This is a genomic window from Roseateles rivi (genome assembly GCF_043555845.1).
GTDB classification, from domain to species: domain Bacteria; phylum Pseudomonadota; class Gammaproteobacteria; order Burkholderiales; family Burkholderiaceae_C; genus Roseateles; species Roseateles rivi.
Genome location: NZ_JBIGHZ010000005.1, coordinates 219244 through 237517, shown reverse-complemented (window position 1 = coordinate 237517; position 18274 = coordinate 219244). Strand labels below are relative to the sequence as shown.

15 protein-coding genes and 2 riboswitches are annotated in these 18274 nt (G+C 65.0%); of the genes, 6 read left to right on the top strand and 9 right to left on the bottom strand.

Annotated features, from left to right (window positions below; all coding sequences use genetic code 11):
• Window positions 1-10: 10 nt before the first annotated feature.
• Complete coding sequence (nadA, locus tag ACG0Z6_RS13780; protein ID WP_394462337.1) at window positions 11-1126, bottom strand: quinolinate synthase NadA; 1116 nt, start codon at window positions 1124-1126, stop codon at window positions 11-13.
• 43 nt (window positions 1127-1169) lie between these two features.
• Here nadA and ACG0Z6_RS13775 point away from each other — a divergent pair, with 43 nt between their 5' ends.
• Genes ACG0Z6_RS13775 through ACG0Z6_RS13765 form a run of 3 tightly spaced genes read left to right on the top strand, consistent with a single transcriptional unit; the run spans window position 1170 to window position 4457 of the window.
• Window positions 1170-2426 (top strand): MFS transporter, encoded by a 1257-nt coding sequence (locus tag ACG0Z6_RS13775; protein ID WP_394462335.1) that lies wholly within the window; start codon window positions 1170-1172, stop codon window positions 2424-2426.
• Window positions 2427-2449: 23 nt separating this feature from the next.
• On the top strand, window positions 2450-4192 hold the full coding sequence (locus tag ACG0Z6_RS13770; RefSeq protein WP_394462333.1) for a thiamine pyrophosphate-binding protein: 1743 nt from the start codon (window positions 2450-2452) through the stop codon (window positions 4190-4192).
• 31 nt (window positions 4193-4223) lie between these two features.
• Window positions 4224-4457, top strand: a complete 234-nt coding sequence (locus tag ACG0Z6_RS13765) for an RNA-binding S4 domain-containing protein (RefSeq protein ID WP_394462331.1) — start codon at window positions 4224-4226, stop codon at window positions 4455-4457.
• 43 nt (window positions 4458-4500) lie between these two features.
• Here the strand turns inward: ACG0Z6_RS13765 and ACG0Z6_RS13760 are convergent, their stop codons facing one another.
• The 6 genes from ACG0Z6_RS13760 to gcvT all read right to left on the bottom strand — a co-directional run bounded on the left by ACG0Z6_RS13760 (window position 4501) and on the right by gcvT (window position 11977).
• Window positions 4501-5115 (bottom strand): septation protein IspZ, encoded by a 615-nt coding sequence (locus ACG0Z6_RS13760; protein ID WP_394462329.1) that lies wholly within the window; start codon window positions 5113-5115, stop codon window positions 4501-4503.
• Window positions 5116-5208: 93 nt separating this feature from the next.
• Complete coding sequence (gene serB / locus ACG0Z6_RS13755; RefSeq protein WP_394462327.1) at window positions 5209-5916, bottom strand: phosphoserine phosphatase SerB; 708 nt, start codon at window positions 5914-5916, stop codon at window positions 5209-5211.
• 113 nt (window positions 5917-6029) lie between these two features.
• Window positions 6030-7421, bottom strand: coding sequence for an L-serine ammonia-lyase (locus ACG0Z6_RS13750; RefSeq protein WP_394462324.1), 1392 nt, complete (start codon window positions 7419-7421; stop codon window positions 6030-6032).
• 25 nt (window positions 7422-7446) lie between these two features.
• Window positions 7447-10344, bottom strand: a complete 2898-nt coding sequence (gene gcvP / locus ACG0Z6_RS13745) for an aminomethyl-transferring glycine dehydrogenase (RefSeq protein WP_394462322.1) — start codon at window positions 10342-10344, stop codon at window positions 7447-7449.
• Window positions 10345-10438: 94 nt separating this feature from the next.
• Window positions 10439-10813 carry a glycine cleavage system protein GcvH gene (gene gcvH, locus ACG0Z6_RS13740; RefSeq protein ID WP_394462320.1) on the bottom strand — a complete coding sequence of 125 codons (375 nt, stop codon included), beginning with the start codon at window positions 10811-10813 and terminating at the stop codon, window positions 10439-10441.
• Between the two features lie 36 nt (window positions 10814-10849).
• Entirely contained in the window at window positions 10850-11977 is a 1128-nt protein-coding gene (gene gcvT, locus ACG0Z6_RS13735) for a glycine cleavage system aminomethyltransferase GcvT (protein WP_394462318.1), read from the bottom strand.
• Between the two features lie 67 nt (window positions 11978-12044).
• Window positions 12045-12167: riboswitch (glycine riboswitch) on the bottom strand.
• A gap of 9 nt (window positions 12168-12176) precedes the next feature.
• Window positions 12177-12288: riboswitch (glycine riboswitch) on the bottom strand.
• A gap of 179 nt (window positions 12289-12467) precedes the next feature.
• On the opposite strand from gcvT, the gene ACG0Z6_RS13730 reads away from it, so the two are divergent.
• Window positions 12468-13055 carry a hypothetical protein gene (locus ACG0Z6_RS13730; RefSeq protein ID WP_394462316.1) on the top strand — a complete coding sequence of 196 codons (588 nt, stop codon included), beginning with the start codon at window positions 12468-12470 and terminating at the stop codon, window positions 13053-13055.
• 2 nt (window positions 13056-13057) lie between these two features.
• Here ACG0Z6_RS13730 and ACG0Z6_RS13725 read toward each other — a convergent pair whose 3' ends face one another.
• Complete coding sequence (locus tag ACG0Z6_RS13725; protein WP_394462314.1) at window positions 13058-13684, bottom strand: class I SAM-dependent methyltransferase; 627 nt, start codon at window positions 13682-13684, stop codon at window positions 13058-13060.
• 33 nt (window positions 13685-13717) lie between these two features.
• Window positions 13718-14455 carry a DUF5672 family protein gene (locus ACG0Z6_RS13720; protein ID WP_394462312.1) on the bottom strand — a complete coding sequence of 246 codons (738 nt, stop codon included), beginning with the start codon at window positions 14453-14455 and terminating at the stop codon, window positions 13718-13720.
• A 355-nt stretch (window positions 14456-14810) separates the two neighbouring features.
• On the opposite strand from ACG0Z6_RS13720, the gene ACG0Z6_RS13715 reads away from it, so the two are divergent.
• On the top strand, window positions 14811-17009 hold the full coding sequence (locus ACG0Z6_RS13715) for a putative bifunctional diguanylate cyclase/phosphodiesterase (protein ID WP_394462310.1): 2199 nt from the start codon (window positions 14811-14813) through the stop codon (window positions 17007-17009).
• Between the two features lie 77 nt (window positions 17010-17086).
• A complete protein-coding gene (locus ACG0Z6_RS13710) occupies window positions 17087-18253 on the top strand; it encodes an ABC transporter substrate-binding protein (protein ID WP_394462308.1) in 1167 nt (388 codons plus the stop codon).
• Window positions 18254-18274: the final 21 nt, after the last annotated feature.

Sequence of the window (18274 nt, the reverse complement as noted above, 5' to 3'; positions counted from 1 at the left end):
AAGGTGGCACTCAGACCGCGCCCATGTGTGGCACGTGGGGTGTTTTTGTTGCTTGAGCTGCACGGGCTTTGAGGGCGGCGGTGAAGTCCAGCATGCGCTCAATGCAGGCCAGGGCTTTGCCGCGCACGGGCTCTTGCACGTGGATTTCACCCAGGCCTTGCTCCAGACTGTCCACCACACCTTGCAGGCCGTTCATGGCCATCCAGGGGCAGTGGGCGCAGCTCTTGCAGGTGGCGCTGTTGCCCGCGGTGGGCGCTTCAATCAAGGTCTTGCCCGGTGCGAGCTGGCGCATGCGGTGCAGGATGCCGTTGTCCGTGGCCACGATGTATTCGCGGGCCGAGCCCTCCACCACGGCCTTGATGAGGGCCGAGGTGGAGCCCACCACATGCGCTTTGTCCACCACGCCCTTGGGCGATTCGGGGTGCACCAGAATCATGGCCTCGGGGTGCTGCTCGCGCAGCAAATCCAGCTCCAGCCCCTTGAACTCGTCGTGCACGATGCAGGCCCCGTTCCACATCAGCATGTCCGCACCGGTTTGCTCCTGGATGTAGCGGCCCAGGTGACGGTCGGGCGCCCAGAGGATTTTTTCGCCGCGGCGCTTGAGCTCGCTGACGATTTCCAGCGCGCAGGAGCTGGTCACCATCCAGTCGGCACGGGCTTTCACGGCGGCGCTGGTGTTGGCATAGACCACCACCGTGCGGTCTGGATGGGCGTCGCAGAAGGCGGCGAATTCGGCCTCGGGGCAGCCCAGGTCCAGCGAGCAGGTGGCGTCCAGGTCCGGCATGAGCACGCGCTTTTCGGGGCTCAGAATCTTGGCCGATTCACCCATAAAGCGCACCCCAGCCACCACCAGGGTCTGCGCTGCGTGGTCGCGCCCAAAGCGCGCCATCTCCAGCGAGTCCGAGACGATGCCGCCGGTCTCCCAGGCGAGGTCTTGCAAGTCGCCGTCGACGTAGTAGTGGGCCACCAGCACGGCGCCCTTGTCGCGCAGCAGTTGCGCAGCACGGGCCTTGAGGGCGTCGCGCTGCGCCACCGTCAGTGGGGCGGGAACTTTGGCCCAGGCTTGGGCGGTACAGGTGGCACCGGCGGCGTCCTGGCGGTCGTAGTCAAACAGCTGGGTATTCATGGCGGGGGGATTTTAGGTGCGCGCAGCTACTTATCATGGGCTCATGCAATCATCCACAAGCGCAGCACTCCCATTGCCCGAACAAGCCCGCAGCTGGCGCCAGGACGCCCGCACCATGGGCTTGATTGGCCTGGCCCATGGCAGCAGTCATTTTTTTCACATGCTGCTGCCGCCACTGTTCCCGGTGTTCATCCGCGATTTCGGCCTGAGCTACGCGCAGCTGGGGCTTTTGGTGAGCATATTTTTCGTCATCTCCGGCACCGGGCAGGCGCTGGCGGGTTTTGTGGTGGACCGCCTCGGTGCACTGCCGGTTTTGCTGGCAGCGCTGGGCTGCTTTGTGGTGGGGGCTCTGGCGGCCGCCTTTGCTCAGGGCTTTGGCGGGCTGGCGCTGGCCGCAGCGCTTACGGGCTTGGGGAACTCGCCTTTTCACCCGGCGGACTTCACCATCCTGAACAAACGGGTGAGCCCGCAGCGGCTGGGGCATGCGTTTTCGGTGCATGGCATTTCCGGGAATTTGGGCTGGGGGTTGGCGCCGGTGCTGCTGCTGGGCGTGATGAGTTTGAGCGGCCAGTGGCGCGCGGCCTGTTTGGTGGCGGCGCTCTGGGCCTTGGCAGTTTTGCTCTTGCTGCTGTGGCAGCGCGAGGCCATTGACGACCGCCTGGGCAGCTGGGCGGCCACCCCGCGCGCAGCGGGGGCACCGCCCGCTGCGGCCGAACACCCGCTGGCCTTTTTGCGCCTGCCCAGCGTGTGGCTGTGCTTTTCGTTCTTCTTCTTCACCACGGCGGCTTTGGCCGCCATTCAGAGTTTTTCGCCGCCAGCGCTGGCTGCTTTGTACGGTTTGACGCCCGAGCGCACCGCTTATGTGGTGACGGGCTACATGCTCTGCGGTGCCGTGGGCATGGTGTTGGGCGGCTTTGTGGTGGCGCGCGGCGCACCGCTGGAGCGCACCATTGCGGCGGCCATGACGGGCGCGGCCTTGCTGCTGTGCCTGGTAGGCAGCGGGCTGGTGGGGGCCGAGCCCGCCTTGCTGCTGGTGTCCGCCGCTGGTTTCGGGGCGGGCTTGGCAGGGCCCTCGCGCGACATGCTCATCAAGCGTGCCGCCCCCCCGGGAGCCACGGGGCGGGTCTACGGCATGGTCTATTCGGGGCTCGATATCGGCTTTGCGGCTGCGGCGCCAGTCTTTGGCTATTTCATGGATTCAGGGCACCCGCAAGCGGTGTTGTACGGAGCGGCACTGGCTTTGGTGATGGGGGTCACGTCTGCAGCGCTTGTGGGGCTTGCCCGCTCGCGCAAGCGGTGACGTCTTGTTACATTGCGCTCACCATGACCGCAGTTCGAACACCTCTTGAGCGTCCGCAGCCTCGGCTGGCCGGACATGTGTTGGTTGAAGCGCTGATTGCGCAAGGCGTAGACACCGTCTTCGGTGTGCCTGGTGAAAGCTATCTGGCAGTGCTCGATGGCTTTCACGAGCACCGCGAGCACATCCGCTTTGTGGCCTGCCGCCAAGAGGGCGGAGCGGCCTTTATGGCCGAAGCCCAGGGCAAACTGGGCCCGGTGCCGGGTGTGTGCTTTGTCACCCGCGGCCCCGGCGCCACCAACGCCAGCATTGGCTTGCACACGGCTTTTCAAGACTCCACGCCGATGGTTTTGTTCATCGGTCAGGTGGCCTCAGACCAGCGCGACCGCGAGGCTTTTCAGGAAGTCGATTACCGCCAGATGTTCGGCCCCGGCACGCTGGGCATGGCCAAATGGGTGGGCGAGGTCCACGATGCGGCCCGTTTGCCCGAATATGTGTCGCGCGCTTTTCACACCGCTTTGCAGGGGCGACCGGGCCCGGTGGTGGTGGTATTGCCCGAAGACATGCTCACCCAGCTCACCGACGCGCCGGTGCTGCCGCGCGCCCAGCCCGCACAGGCTTGGCCCACGCCCGCGGCGCTGGAGCAAGTGCGCCAGCGCCTGAGCAGCGCCCAGCGCCCGCTGGTGCTGGCCGGCGGCGGCGGCTGGACGGCTGAGTCCTGCGCGGCGCTACAGCGTTTTGCCGAGGCCTGGCAGCTGCCCGTGACCTGCAGCTTCCGCTTCCAAGACCTGTTCAACAACGAGCACCCGCTCTACGCGGGCGATGTGGGCATTGGCATCAATCCCAAGCTGGCACAGCGCGTGAAAGAGGCCGACCTCATCCTCGCCGTGGGCCCGCGTCTGGGCGAGATGACCACCGGCGGCTACACCTTGCTGCAGCCCCCGCGTCCGCAGCAAAGCCTGATCCACATCCACGCTGGGGCCGAGGAGCTGGGGCGCGTGTACGCGGGCGATGTGCTCATCAACGCCAGCATGAGCTGTGCGGCGCAGGCGCTGGAGCAACTCACGCCGCCCGCGCAATGCCACTGGGTGCAGTGGCAGCATCAAGCCCATCAGGACTATCTGGACAATCTTGAGGCCGCGCCCGTGCTGCCCATGGACATGACCGAGGTGGTGCGCAGCCTTGGGCGTGTGCTGCCTGCGGGCACTGTCTTCACCAACGGCGCAGGCAACTACGCGGGTTGGCTGCACCGCTTCCACCGCTACTTGGCACTGCACCAGCACGGGCGCACGCAGCTGGCTCCCACCAGCGGTGCCATGGGCTATGGCTTGCCCGCCGCAGTGGCTGCCAGTGTGTTGCAGTCAGGCGTGGACGATCCCCGCTGGGTGGTGAACATCGCCGGTGACGGCGACTTCCTCATGAATGGCCAGGAGCTGGCCACCGCCACCGGTTATGGCGCGCGGCGGCTCATCAGCGTGGTGGTGGACAACGGTGTGTACGGCACCATCCGCATGCACCAGGAGCGCGAGTACCCCTGCCGCACGGCCGGGACCGACCTCTACAACCCCGACTTCGCGCAGCTCGCGCGCGCCTTCGGCTGGGAGGCCGCTTATGTCGAGCGCACCGAGGACTTCGAGCCCGCGCTGCGCGAGGCCATGGCGCATGAGCGGCCCACGCTCATTCACCTGCGCCTCTCGCCCGATGTCTCCAACAGCCGCAGCACGCTGAGCGCCATCCGCGAGGCCGCCATCAAGCGCCAACAGAGCTGATGCCGCGCTCGTGCTGGCTGACAATGCGGGGATGAACGCAGTTCCAACCCCCATTGAATTCCAGCTCCGTGGCGAATACATCGAGCTCGATAAATTGCTCAAAGCCACCGGCCTGGCTGAAAGCGGCGGCCAGGCCCGCATGATGATCAGCGAAGGCCTGGTTCAGGTCGACGGCCAAACCGAGAGCCGCAAGACGGCCAAGATACGCCCTGGGCAGCAGGTGCGCCTGGGGGAGCAAACCATACGGATTGCCCCAGCGGCTTGATGCCGAGCACCCCTCAGAGCCCGCCTGTGCGGGCTCTTGGTTTTTAGCGCGGCAGCGTGGGTTTGGCAGCCCAGCGCAGCACCAGCTGCGTCAGCACAATCGCCAGCACGATGTCGCCCCAGGTGGTGTAGTTCAGCCAGCCGTCTTTGCTCAAGGACAGGGCCACCAGCAAATTCACACCCGCCATGACCGCACCCACCGCAGCCATGCCGGCCGACAGACGGCGCAAGTTGATGCGCTCGTCCATCAGGTAGACACGCATGCGCTGGCCCAGCCAGCGGCCGCCAAACAGCGCGTCCACGCCAAAGCACAGCGCACCAATGCTGCCGATCACCGTGGACTTGAGCTGCACGGCGAACTCAGACTCGAAGTACCAGGAAAAGCCCGCGCCCAGCAGCATGATGAACACACCAAACAGGGCCAGGCCACCGAGCAAATCGACGCGCTTGCTGGCCCAGCGGTTGATGGCCCATTGAATGGGCAGCAGGGCCAGGCCCACCGCTGCTGTGACCAGCGCGGCCGTGCGCAAGTCACTGAGCTTGCCCACCACAAAGAACAGCAGGCCCAAGCCGATGTCTACCGCAATGGCAGGCGATTGTTTTTTGAATTGATTGAAGTCGCCACCGGGTTGGGGCACGGGTTGCTGGATCGAGGACATGGATTGAGCGCTTGGATGAGCGCGATGCAAAAAAGTCGTGACAGAACAGTAAAAAGCCCTGCACTGAGGGCATTGAGGCCAGAAGGCTGGGGCCTAGCGCAGCACGCTCAGGACTTGATCCAGCCCCCCAGCATTGATGGCCACCATGGCTTGCTCGCGCACCTTGGGTTTGGCGCAGTAGGCCACGGAGAGTGCGGCCGCACCCATCATGGGCAAATCGTTGGCGCCGTCGCCCACGGCGATGGCCTGGGTCTTGGCGTCCGCACCGATCTCGGCGCAGCAAGCCAACAGCATGCGGCGCTTTTCCTCGCCGTCGCAAATCTCACCCCAGGCCTGCATGACGAGGCCCCCGCTCAGGCGGCCGTCGGCAATCTCTAGCTCATTGCTGCGCACCCAGTCCATGCCCAGCTCGGTGGCCACGTGGCGCGTGAAATAGGTAAAGCCCCCTGAGACCAGCAGCAGCTTCAGGCCCGCGGCTTTGAGCGCCGCGCACAGCTCGCGCGCACCGGGGTTGAACTGCAAGCGCTCGCGCAGCACCTGCTCCAGGGCAGCCTCAGGCACCCCTTTAAGCAGCGCCAAACGCCGCCGCAAGCTGTCTTTGAAGTCGGTGATCTCGCCGCGCATGGCCGCTTCGGTGATGGCCGCCACCTCGGCCTTCTTCCCTGCCACCGCCGCAATCTCGTCGATGCACTCGATGTTGATCAGCGTCGAGTCCATATCAAACGCCGCCAGGCGAAAGTCGCTCAAACGCAGCGGCGGGGTGAAGCCTTGGGTCACAAGCGCAGCAAGGGTGTCTGTCACGGTGGGGGCAATGCAAGGTTGGGCCAGAAGCCCGCCACCTTAGCATGGGCCTGCATGAAAAAACGCCCGAAGACCTGAGGGTCTGTTCGGGCGTCTGGGGTGCTAGAAGGTGCTCAGCACTCGACGATATTGACCGCCAAACCGCCGCGGGCGGTTTCTTTGTATTTGGTCATCATGTCAGCGCCGGTTTCGCGCATGGTTTTGATGACTTTGTCCAGGCTCACGAAGTGGGTGCCGTCGCCGCGCAGTGCCATGCGCGCGGCGTTGATGGCTTTCACGGACGCGATGGCGTTGCGTTCGATGCAGGGGATTTGCACCAGGCCGCCCACGGGGTCGCAGGTCAGGCCGAGGTGGTGTTCCATGCCGATTTCGGCCGCGTTTTCCACTTGCTCTGGGCTGCCGCCCATGACTTGGCACAGCGCACCGGCGGCCATGGAGCAGGCCACGCCCACTTCGCCTTGACAGCCCACTTCGGCGCCGGAGATGGAGGCGTTTTCTTTGTAGAGGATGCCAATGGCGGCGGCGGTGAGCAGGAAGTCCACCACGCCGTCTTCGTTGGCGCCGTGCACAAAGCGGGTGTAGTAGTGCAGCACCGCGGGCACGATGCCTGCAGCACCGTTGGTGGGAGCGGTGACCACACGCCCGCCAGCCGCGTTTTCTTCGTTCACGGCCAGTGCGTAGAGGTTGACCCAGTCCATGACCTGCAGCGGGTCGCGCAGCGCGGCTTCGGGGTTGGCGGTGAGCTGGCGGTGCAGATCGGCGGCGCGACGCTTGACGCGAAAGCCCCCGTGCAGCTCGCCCTCGGTGCGGCAGCCGCGCTCCACACACTCTTGCATGACGCGCCAGATCTTGAGCAGCCCGGCGCGGGTGTCGTCGTCGCTGCGCCAGTGGCGCTCGTTGCGGCGCATCACCTCAGCAATGCTGATGCCGTGGGCCTTGGTGAGGGCCAGCAGCTCGTCGCCCGTTTTGAAGGGGAAGGGCAGCACGGTGGCGTCGGGGGCGATGACTTTTTGCTTGGAGCCATCGGCCGCCACTTCATCGCTGACCACAAAGCCGCCGCCCACGCTGTAGTAGGTGCGCTCTTCCAGCAGCTGGTTGGCCTCGTCGTAGGCCAGCAGGCGCATGCCGTTGGCGTGGAAGGGCAGGGACTTGTTGCGGAAAAAGAGCAGGTCCGTCTTCTCGGTGTAGGTGATGTTGTGCTCACCCATGAGCGAGAGCTGAGCGCTGCTGCGGATGTGCGCCAGGTACTCGGGCACACTTTCTACATCCACGCTGTCGGGCTCATGGCCGCACAGGCCCAGCAGCACAGCGGTGTCGCTGCCATGCCCTTTGCCTGTGGCGCCCAGCGAGCCGTAGAGCTCACAAATCACCCGGTGGGTGCGCTTCACCAAGCCTTCTGCGCGCAGCCGCAGGCCGAACATGCGCGCTGCGCGCATGGGGCCCACGGTGTGTGAGCTCGAAGGCCCGATGCCGATCTTGAACAGATCGAAGACTGAGACTGCCATGGGTATCTTTCTCCGCAGCGCTGGCTCAGGCGTAGTCCGACACCGGCGGGCAGCTGCACACCAGGTTACGGTCGCCGTAGACATTGTCCACCCGGCCCACGGGCGACCAGTACTTGACCTGGCGCAGCGAAGCCACCGGGTAGGCCGCAGCCTCGCGGCTGTAGCTGTGGGTCCAGTCCTGGGCCAGCAAGACTTCGGCGGTGTGAGGGGCGTTGACCAGCGGGTTGTCTTCGCGGCTCCAGCTGCCGGATTCGACTTGCGCGATTTCCTGGCGGATCTGGATCATGGCCGCGATGAAACGGTCCAGCTCGGCCTTGGACTCGCTCTCGGTGGGCTCCACCATCAGCGTGCCAGCCACGGGGAAGGAGAGCGTGGGCGCGTGGAAGCCGTAGTCGATGAGCCGCTTGGCCACGTCTTCGGCGGACACACCCGAGCTGTCCTTCAGGGGGCGCAGGTCCAAGATGCACTCGTGTGCCACGCCGCCACCCTTGACGCCAGCGATGTTGCCGCTGAAGTGGATGTCGTAGTGCCCAGCCAGGCGCGCAGCCACGTAGTTGGCCGACAGGATGGCGGTTTCGGTGGCAGCCTTGAGGCCGTCAGCGCCCATCATGCGGATGTACATCCACGAGATCGGCAGCACGGCGGCGTTGCCCAGCGGTGCGGCCGACACGGCGCCCACATTGCTGGGCTGGCCCAGACCGGCGCTGCGGTGCGCGGGAAGGAAGGGCACGAGGTCTTCGACCACGCACACCGGACCGACGCCGGGGCCGCCGCCGCCGTGCGGGATGCAGAAGGTCTTGTGCAGGTTCAGGTGCGAGACATCGCCACCGAACTCGCCCGGCGCGGCCACGCCCACCAGGGCGTTCATGTTGGCGCCGTCCACATACACGCGCCCCCCGTGGCTCTTGACGAGCTGGCAGATCTCTTTGACATGGATGTCAAACACGCCGTAGGTGGAGGGGTAGGTGATCATGATGGCGGCTAGCGAGGCGCTGTGCTGCTCGCACTTGGCCTTGAGGTCCGCCAGGTCGATATTGCCTTCCTTGTCGCACTTGGTCACCACCACTTGCATGCCCACCATCTGGGCCGAAGCGGGGTTGGTGCCGTGGGCGGACTCGGGGATTAGGCAGATCTTGCGATGGCCTTCGCCGCGCGACTCGTGGTAGGCCTTGATGGCCAGCAGACCGGCGTACTCGCCTTGCGAGCCGGCGTTGGGCTGCAGGCTGATGCCGGCATAGCCCGTGGCTTGGCACAGCCAGGTGGTCAGCAGCTGGTCCAGCTCGGTGTAGCCCGCGAGCTGGTCTTGCGGTGCGAAGGGGTGCACCTGCGCAAACTCCGGCCAGGTGATGGGGATCATCTCGCTGGTGGCGTTGAGCTTCATGGTGCAGGAGCCCAGGGGGATCATGCTGCGGTCCAGCGCCAAGTCCTTGTCGGCCAGCATGCGCAGGTAGCGCAGCAGCTCGGTTTCGGAGTGGTAGCGGTTGAACACCGGGTGCGTGAGGTAGCTGGAGCTGCGCAGCAGCTCGGCCGGGATCAGCGTGGCCACGCCGTTTTCGTGCGCGCCGAAGGCGTCCACGGTCTTGCCTGCGTTGAAGACGGCCAGCAGTGCGGCGATGTCTTCACGCGTGGTCGATTCGTCCAGCGAGATCGACAGGCTTTGCGCGCAGGCGCGGCGCAGGTTGATGCCAGCGGCCACGGCAGCGGCCAGCAGCGGCTCCGTCTTGGCGCCGGTGTGCACGTGCAGGGTGTCGAAGCTGGCTTCGTGCGCCAGCGTGAAGCCCAGGCCCTTCAACGCGTGGGCCAGCACGGCGGTGTAGGTGGCCACGCGCTGGGCAATGCGCTTGAGGCCTTGCGGGCCGTGGTAGACGGCGTACATGGACGCGACCACCGCAGGCAGCACCTGCGCCGTGCAGATGTTGGAGGTGGCTTTTTCGCGGCGGATGTGCTGCTCGCGGGTTTGCAGCGAGAGGCGGTAGGCTTGCTTGCCGTGCGAGTCCACCGACACGCCCACCAAGCGGCCGGGCAGGCTGCGCTTGAATTCGTCGCGGCAGGCCATATAGCCCGCGTGCGGGCCGCCAGCGCCCATGGGCATGCCAAAGCGCTGCGTGGTGCCCACGGCGATGTCTGCACCCAGCTCGGCCGGGGCTTTGATGAGGGTGAGGGCCAGCAGGTCGGCCGCCACGATGACCACACCTTGGCTGCGCGCCTTGTACTGGGCAATCCAGTCGGCGTAGTTGCGCACTTGCCCGTTCACGCCGGGGTATTGCAGCAGCACGGCAAAGCTGTCGTTTTGCAGGGCTTCGTCGCCGCTGCACACGCGCACTTCCAGGCCCAGGGGTTCGGCGCGGGTGCGCACCACTTCCAGGGTTTGGGGCAGCACGTCGTCGGCCACGTAGAAGACCTTGCTCTTGCTCTTGCCCGTGCGCAGCGCCAGCGTCATGGCTTCGGCGGCGGCGGTGGCTTCGTCCAGCATGGAGGCGTTGGCAATGGCCATGCCGGTGAGGTCGGTCACCATGGTCTGGAAGTTCACCAGCGCTTCCATGCGGCCTTGGGAGATTTCGGCCTGGTAGGGCGTGTAGGCCGTGTACCAAGCGGGGTTTTCCAAGATGTTGCGCAGGATCACGCCGGGGGTGAGGGTGCCGTAGTAGCCCTGACCGATGTAGCTCTTGAGCACACGGTTCTTGCTGGCAATGGCTTTGAGTTCGGCCAGCGCTTGCGCCTCGGTGGTGGCTGCAGGCAGCGCCATGGCGTCGGCGCGCTTGATGCTGGCGGGCACGATGGCGTCGATCAACGCGGCACGCGAGGCCACGCCGATGGCCGACAGCATCTGGGCTTCGTCAGCGGCATCGGGGCCAATGTGGCGGGCGTGGAATTCGCTGGCGTTTTCCAGCTCAGCAAGGGTGGGCAGGGCAGACTTCAACATGGCGGCGGTCCTGGGGTGGGTAGCGCGGCCTGTGGCGGCGCCGCGGTCAGGGCCGGGTGCCCGGTATGGGGCGAGCCCGGCAGAAAAGTTTGGCTTAGAGGGTTTTGAGCAGCTCGTCGTAGGCTGTGCTGTCCAGCAGACCGTTGAGTTCGGCGGCGTTGGAGAGTTTGACCTTGAAGAACCAGCCAGCCTTGAGCGGGTCGGTGTTGGCCAGGGCGGGGTCGTCACGCAGAGCTTCATTGACTTCCACGATCTCGCCCGAGACGGGGGCGTAGACGTCGGCGGCGGCCTTGACTGACTCCACAACACCAGCGGTTTCGCCGATGGCAAAGGCCTTGCCCACATCAGGCAGGTCGACGAACACCACGTCGCCCAGCGCGTCTTGCGCGTGCACGGTGATGCCCACCGTTGCGGTGCCGTCGGCGTGAATCTCAACCCACTCGTGGTCGGGCGTGTACTTGATGGTCATGGTTTTGCTCCGTGAATCTTGGATGGTGGAGAAAGATCAGCCGCGGTAGTAGCGGTTGGGCGTGAAAGGGGTGGCAGAAACAGTCAGGGGCGTGCGCTTGTCACGCACCAGGGCAAAGACCTCGGTGCCTTGCGCGGCGTACGCGGTTTGCACGTAGGCCAGCGCCACGGGCTTGCCCACGGTGGGGCCCAGGGTGCCGCTGGTGACGTGGCCAATCTCCTGGCCTTCGGCGTTGACGAGCTTGGCGCCTTCGCGCACGGGCATGCGCTCGGCCGACACCAGACCCACGCGCTTTTTGGCCACGCCGTTGGTGAACTGAGCGTCAATCACGGCGGCGCCAGGGTAGCCACCGGCACGCGCGCCACCGGCGCGGCGCACTTTCTGGATGGCCCAGGTCAGCGAGGCTTCCACGGGCGTGGTGCCTTGGTCGATGTCGTGGCCGTAGAGGCACAGGCCGGCTTCGAGGCGCAGCGAGTCGCGCGCGCCCAGGCCAATGGGCTTGACTTCGGGTTGCGCCAGCAACTTCTTGGCCAGGGCAATGGCGTGCTCGCCAGCCACGGAGATTTCGTAGCCGTCTTCGCCGGTGTAGCCCGAGCGGGTGAGGAAGGCGGGAATGCCGTCCAGCTCGAAGAAGCCGCCGGTCATGAAGACCAGCTTGGCCACGTCGGGGTTCAGTCGTGCCAGTGCAGTGACGGCCTCGGGGCCTTGCAGGGCCAGCAGGGCCTGCTCGGGCAGGGGCTGCACTTCGCAGCGGCTGCTCAGGTGTTTTTGCATGTGAGCAATGTCTTGCTCTTTGCAACCGGCGTTGACCACCACGAACAGGTCGTCGGCGCGGCGGCACACCATCAGATCGTCCATGATGCCGCCCTGCTCGTTGGTGAACAGTGCGTAGCGCTGCTTGAATTCGCCCAGGTCGACGATGTCCACCGGCACGATGGTTTCCAGCGCGGCGGCAGCGTCAGCGCCCAAGAGGCGCACTTGGCCCATGTGCGAGACGTCGAACAAGCCTGCGGCGGCACGCGTGTGCTTGTGCTCGGCCATCACGCCCGTGGGGTATTGCACCGGCATTTCGTAGCCCGCGAAAGGCACCATCTTGGCGCCCAGTTCGAGGTGCAGCGCGTGCAGCGGGGTGGTCTTCAAAGCTTGGGGGGTGTCAGCAGACATGGTCAGGCAATTCCGAGGGCATTGAGCAATCACCCTGTCACGTTGGAATGCCGTAACCGGGGTGGATGATGCCCTCGCTGTCCGCTTTACCTGAGAGATTGGCCAGCGGCATACAACTGCCGCAGGCTTGCCCCTTCGGTGGGTGCTGCGGCCATGTAAAGCCGCGGCACCTCTCTCCAGTGAGGAACGCCCACGCATGGGCGTTTTGCCAGTCCTTTTGCCTGAGCGTTCGAAGCTGCGGGGCGAACCCTGCGGCCACTGCGCCTTCGGCGGCTCACCTCAGCGGGTGGGCTCTCTCCTGGCGGGGCGCATTGTAGCGGTGGCGCTGCTTCACGCGGGGGAGCTTTTGGGCCGCGCCACTGCGAAGCGTGCGCTGGGCAATGCGTTAAGAAATTCACGCTTTGTGCCGATACCCCCATCACGGCAGCGCCATGCGCGCAGACATGGGCGCCGCTCTCTGGGGAGGGCAACACGTCTAGCTGAGGTGGGTATGGAAGTCTGGACTACGGCGCTGCGGCAATTGCTGCTCATGGCGCACACCCTCGCGTTTGCTTTTGCCATCGTGGCCTTGCTCAGGGCCGATCTGGCCATGTTGCGCACCCAGCGCATTGATGCGGCCAAACTCGCGGCGACCGAGAGTTTGATTGCGCGAATGCTGGGCTTGCTGTGGCTCACCGGTGGGGCTTTGGTGTTGCTGGACCCCAATTTGCAATGGCATGCCTTGGTGCTGCCGCCCAAGCTGGCGACCAAGCTCACGGTGGTGACGCTGCTCACCATCAACGGCGCGGTGCTGCACTGGGTGGTGTTTCCCAAGCTGACCCAGCCGCAGGACTCGCCGCACGCGGCGGCGGCCCTTTGTGCGGTGACTGGCGCCATCAGCTCGGTGACGTGGCTCTATGCCACTTTCCTGGGCGTGGGTCGGCTGATTGCGCCCATCATGAACTACGGCCTTTTCATGGGCCTCTATGGCTTGGGCTTGATGGTGGGAGTGCTGGTGGCGATGCTGTTTGTTCGGCCGCGGCTGGAGCGGCTCATGGCCAGCGGCGGTCGGCCTGAGCTGCGCCAGGTGCGGGCCTGAGCTCAGTAGCGGCCCAGCACGTTTTTGTCGTGGTAGTGCTTGGCCAGGGAGGCCTTGAGTTCCGCACCCTGGTGGCGCACTTGTGCACTGGCTCCGAGACCCACACCGAAGAAGTAGAGGTCGTGGCTCTCGTAGTCGGTGTTGAAGGCGTGTTCGCTGAACCAGGCGGTGGGCGGGCATAGCGCGCTGAAGTCCTCAGCCGCCAGGTTGCGGTAGTAGTTTTGGCTCATGCCCACGGTGAGGGGTGAGTCGCCGGGCTGGAACTCGGCGGTGCCGTGCTGGCGCCGGCCGTGGGTGGCGCAGGTCATGATCATCAGCCCGTCGGGCTTGAGCATGCGCAGCATGTTCAGCCAGGTCGTGCGCCAGGCGGGGTTGTGCTCCATGGCCTCGCAGCTGATGATGACGTCGTAGCTCTCCGCCGTGGCACCGTGGTTCTCGCCGTGGCAGACCAGGTCCACATCCCGGCCCGGGCCGACATCCAGGCCCAGGTAGTCGCAGTCGGTGAAGAACTGGCGCACCGAGCCGTTGAGGTTCAGGCTGCCGATCTCCAAGACCTTTTTGCCCTGGAAGTGCTGAGGCAGAAACTGCTTGACACCGTTGACGAAGAAGAACTGCTGGATGTGTGCCATGTGGTGCTCTTGAGTGTGTGAAGGGGTGAGGGGTCAGGCGGCCAGACGCTGCACGCGCGCTTTGAGGCGCTCGGCACTGGCGGGTGCCAGTTGTTCCAGGGCGGGGAGCAAAAAGCCTGAGCGGCTTTGAATGATTCGGTCCGAGAGGTGGTCGACCAAGAAGTCCGGTGCGTTGCGATAGACCTGGGGCAGCCAGAAAAGGCCGTGAAAGCCAAAGGTCGGGTAGGGCACGGCAGGGAACTCCACCGAGAAGTGCGAGGCCACCGCGCGCGGCGCAAAACGCATGCCCTGCGCTTCAAGCTCTGGCCGCAGGCGCTGGCAGATCAGCAAATCTTCAACATCGATGGGGCCGGGCGGGGTCAGCGCGGCGGCGGCTTGCACCAAGCGGCGCGAGCGCCAGGAAAAACCGCCGTTGCCAACATCGTTGTGCTCGTCTTGGCCGGGCCAGGGGGCGCCGATGTAGTCGTAGTGATAGAAGTGCGGCGAGAACTCTTTGGAGTCCAAGATGAAGCCGTCGTACTGCACGGTCAGCACAAAGTCGGTGCGCAGGTGCTGGGCCAGGCCGCGCACGGCGATGTCGTTGTAAGCCTCGATGGAGCGGATCTTGGGGGTGGGGATGACGGGCAATCCCTCGAAGGCCTCAGGCAAGTCGCTGAAGATCAGCACCTCGTCAAAGTGCATGCTTGCCAGGCACTGACGCACGGCCTGGTTGGCCAAGACGTGCAGGTCTGTGTCGGCAATGAACAGGCTGAGACTGCGCTTATTGGGCATGGGAATGCACGGGGGATAGGGTCACCCAGCTTAAGCGCCGGTATCGCAGCGCTATGGCTTGAAAAGGGTGCCGTAGAGCGGACATTCCGGTGCTTTGCGCACGGGACTTCGCGCCTGAAGTGAGACCGTCGCAAAGTCTCGTGCGGGTCGCAGGTACTGGCCCGGCCGTAGCTTGCGCTGGGCACCTGGGTTAGGTAAGGCCTGGGTCGGCTATGCACTTGAGGCGGGAAGCGGTGACGCTGCCATGTCAAACGCTCATTCAGGGGGAGGGAGTCTTCGCGCCTAAGTCCTAGCCTTGCACTCGGCGGCGCCGTGCCTGCGGCCGCAGCGGTAACACAACGGTCCAAGGTTTCGGATGAAAGTACCCCAACCCACCGGGCGCACGAGGCTGTCCGGTCGCTTTTTGCGCCGCGTGGCCTTGGACGAGCTGGATCGTCCCGTGGGAGCGTTGCATCGGGGCTACCTCTTTGCGCTGAGCCTGCTGGCCATCTTGGCGCTGGCGAACTTCCTGATCTTGCGCTCCATGATCGCCGCGCAGAGCCAGGCGGTGGAGATCACGCGCATCGCCACCAATCAGCGCCAAACCTTTGCCCGTGTGGCCCGTATCGTGGAGCTGATCTTGCGCACCCAGGATCAATACGCGGGCGGCGGCAAGTGGTTGGCCGCCACGCGTGAGGAACTGCAGCTGCTGGCCCAGCGTGTGCGCGCCAACCAGACGCAGCTCAACGCCATGCTGCCGCCAGACGGGAAGTCTTGGCCGGCTTGGCTGAATTTTCGTGGTGGCGAGGACGGGGAGCCCGCTTATGCGGCTGTCACGCCAGAGCGCTTGGCAGACTTTTCCCGGCTGACCGCCCAGTTGGCGGACCAAATCGAAGATTTTTCCAAACTCGACGCCCAGCAGGTTGAATGGCACTTTTCACTGTGGGCGCCGATTGAGTTGACGCTGGCTGATCGCGGGGCGCTGGTCAGCGAGGTCAACGCATTGACCCATGACCTCTACGCCGCAGCACTCACTGGGGCGCGGCGCTTTTCGAGGGTGCACGAGTTGCTTGCGGCGGTGACCCTGCTGACTCTGCTGGCCGAGCTGATGTTCATCTTCCACCCGCTGCTGCGCCGCTTGGGTCAGCGCAACCGGCGCTTGTTGGTCACAGTGCGCAAGCTCCGCCAGGTGGTCACCCACGACATGCTCACCGGGTTAGGCAACCGGCTTTACCTCAACAGCCGTTTGCAGGAGCTGTTGGGGGAGCCAGTTCCCAAGCTCGCGCTGGTATTGGTGGACGTGCGCAACTTCCGATCTGTCAACGATGTGTTTGGCCACCACATTGGCGACCAATTGCTCAAGACCTTGGCGCAGCGTCTGAGCCGCGTGGAAGTTCCCAGCGAAGGGCATGTTTTTCGCACTGGCGGCAATGAGTTCGCGGTGATTTTTCTGCAGGACCTCAATGCAGCGGCTTTGTTGCAACGTGCACAGCGGCTCAGGGATGAGCTCAATGAGCCCATCTTCGAAGGCGGGCGTGAGCTGCAGCTCAAAGTCAGCATTGGTGCGGCCATTTTTGAACCCGCAGCATCAAAGTGTGGCGAGGACGACGAGGACGTTTACGCGCGGGTGGGTCCTGACTTGATGTCACCCGCTCCTGCTGACGATGTCAGTGGCCAGACTGCTGTGCAGCAGCAGGTGTCGCGGCTCATGCATCAGGCGGGCTTGGCCTTGCGCAGTGCCAAAGCGTCGCGCGCCGATACCGTCAGCTTGTTTGGCTCTGAGGACGAGGCCATGAGCTTGGTGCGCGACGCCCTGGCTCAGCGCTTGGTGCGCGCTGTGGGCGGGGGGGATATCGTGCCCTACTACCAGCCCATTGTGGAGGCTGGCAGCAATCGGTTGGTGGCGGTGGAGGCCCTGGCGCGCTGGATCACACCCATGGGCGTGGTGTTGCCACTGGAATTCCTGCTGGTCATGGAGGAATATGGGCTGCTGGACGCTTTGACCGATTGCATGCTGCAGGCCGTGATTGCCGATCGTGCGCGCTGGCAGGCTGCCGGTCTGCAGGTGCCGCGCATCGGTGTGAATTTTCCGGAGGTTACGCTGGCCGATCGACGCTTGCTCGCGCGGCTCGAGCGGCTCTCGGGCAGCGCGGATTTGAGCTGGCTGAGTGTGGAGATTGTGGAGACCGTTCTGCTGAGTCGCGCGCACGGGCTGGTGGAAGGCAACCTCAAGCAGTTGCGCCGCGCCGGGGCGCATATTGCGCTGGACGACTTCGGCACCGGACACGCCTCGCTCACGCATTTGCTGAGCCTGCCGTGTGACACCATCAAGATCGATCGCAGCTTTGTGTCCACCATGCTTAGCGACCACAGCAGCATGCTGATCGTGCGCGGTGTGGCGGACATTGCCACTGGGCTGGGCATACGCATCACCGTGGAGGGTATCGAATGCGCCGAACAATGGGCCGTCTTTCAAGCCTGGCCGGGCGTCTCAGGGCAGGGCCTGCTGTTTGGGGCCCCCATGCCCGCACAACAGCTGGCGCAGCGTCTGAGCTCCACGCACGCGGCCGTCTAGCTTGTGCCGCCCTGGCCGGATGGGTGCTGTGCTGCTCAGTGGGCGCGCTGCAAGCGGCCGCGCCTGAAGGGGCAGCCATGGATTTTGCGCACTACTGGATCTCGCCCAGCGAACGTGCCAGTCTGGACCAGGTGGCTCAGCGTTTTCGTGCCGCGGGTGGGCGCTGGACGGAGTCGGTCTCGCAAGACTATGAGTTCATGAAGCGCGACGCCGTCATGCGCATTGCCACCGGGTTTGCGCCGGGCGCCATGTGGCTGGGCGGCGAAGACATTGCACACATCGGTGCGCTGGGCCTGGTTAAGGCCATGGACGCACAAGCTACGCAAGACCGTTGGCCCGCGCTGATGCACGACTTTCTGCTGCAGCCGCCGCGCTATCGTGGCACCCTGATTGCTCAGCCCGTCACGCTGCACAACGAAAACTGGGCCTGGTTCAATGCCCGTATCTATCGCCGCCTCAAGCTGCCACTGCCCACCACCTGGGACGAATTCCTGGCCCAAGCCCCCAAGCTCAAGGCCGCCGGCGTGAACCCCCTTGCCATCAGCGACCAAGCCTGGAATGTGCGGCTTTTGTTCACCACCTTGGTGGCCGGTGCGGGCGGCCCAGCCATCTACAAGCGCTTGTTTGTGAACGAGGACGCCAGCGTGCTGGACGAAGCGCGCATGCAGCGCGTGCTGCGCTTGTTGGCTGAGTTGCGCCAATGGCGTCCTGCATCGGGTCAGATGCGCACCTGGGACCAGGCCACGCAGCAGGTGATCAAGGGGCGCGCGGCCATGCAAGTCATGGGTGACTGGGCCAAGGGTGAATTCAAGGTGGTCGGTGTCAAGCCAGGCATGGACTACATCTGCGCGCCTGTGCCCGAAGCGGGGGGGAGCTTCATCATGGCGCTGGACATGGTGGCTTATCCGGTGTCGAGCCAATCGGTCACCGAGGCGGGGCAAGGCCTGCTGGCCAAAACCTGGCTGGACCGCGATCTGCAGCTGGCTTTTGCCCGCAAAAAGGGCTCGCTGCCCGTGCGCAAAGACATACGCGCTGAAGACCTGGACGCCTGTGCTGCCGACAGCCTGCCGCGCCTGCTCGACGCCAGCAGGCGCCTGTCCGCACCCCGCCTGACCATGTCCGAGCCGGTGCGCACCGAGTTGCAGGCAGCGCTGGCTGCGTTCTGGGTTTCACCCCAGATGAGCGTGGAAGATTTGGCGCAACGCATGCGACGGGCGCTGTCGCGCCGATCTGACAAGTCCTAAGTCCCTGTGGGTGTGCCGGGT